The following is a 905-nucleotide window of genomic DNA, read 5'->3' as shown; positions in this document are numbered from 1 at the left end:
GCAAAGCCTTCCTCCTCGAGCATCGCCTTGACGACGCGGGCGCCGGCTTCGGGCTCATGGCCCTCCCAGCCGCCCCATACGATCAGCGCCTGCCGCATCTTTCTCTCCGTCGGTTTGGTTGCATTCATTCGAGATCGCCAAGGGCGAATAGTTACCGAGTTTTCGGACGTAAACGCATGTCAGCAAAGAAAGCCCGAGGCGAGCCGGCCCACAAGTGGGCATTTGGGAACGCGGGCACGCCTTCGCCAGTTCACCCGTTAGGCGTTACCCGAAAAAAGCCGGCGGAGTGGTGACATCCCGGTCGCAGGAACCAGATTGAGTTGAGGGCCATTGGTGGCCATCACGAACTTGCAGGAGCATGATCATGATTCTCGCCTTCGGCGCGCAGGAGATTTTGCAGGCAGTGTCATTCCCGCCCTTGCTACGCGAGGCGCGCGCGTCCGTGCCTTCATCCGCAAGCCTGAGCAGGCTGAACAGGTGCGCGGTCACGGCGCAACCGAAGTCGCCATCGGCGACCTGCGCGATCGCGCGGCTTTAGACGCAGCACTCAAGGACGTCGGCGCCGTCTTCTATATCGCCCCGGCCTTCATTCCCGCCGAGGCCGACGTGGGAAAAACTGTCGTGAAGGCTGCCATCGACGCGGGTGTGCGCCGATTGGTGTTTTCGGCCGTGATCCATCCGGCGCTTTCGGACCTCGTCAATCATGTCGCCAAGGCGCCGGTCGAGGAGGCGGTTCTCAACTCCGGCCTGGAATATACGTTCCTCCATCCGGCGCGCTGACCTTGCCCCTGTGATCTAATCCGGTTTGAAGTTCGTTCTGGCCCATCGAGAGGACCAGGCCATGAAGCGCAGCCGCTTCTCTGAAGAGCAGATCATCGGAATTTTGAAGGAGCATGAGGCCGGGG

At 61.3% G+C, this 905-nt stretch carries 1 protein-coding gene; it reads left to right on the top strand.

Features of this window, described 5'->3' with window-relative positions; translation table 11 throughout:
- The first annotated feature begins 333 nt into the window (after positions 1-333).
- Entirely contained in the window at positions 334-780 is a 447-nt protein-coding gene (locus EOA27_RS38235) for an NmrA family NAD(P)-binding protein (RefSeq protein WP_245466924.1), read from the top strand.
- Positions 781-905 lie beyond the last annotated feature (125 nt).

Source organism: Mesorhizobium sp. M2A.F.Ca.ET.037.01.1.1, from assembly GCF_003998075.1.
Classification (GTDB): Bacteria; Pseudomonadota; Alphaproteobacteria; order Rhizobiales; family Rhizobiaceae; genus Mesorhizobium.
This window is presented reverse-complemented; position numbering and strand designations above follow the sequence as displayed.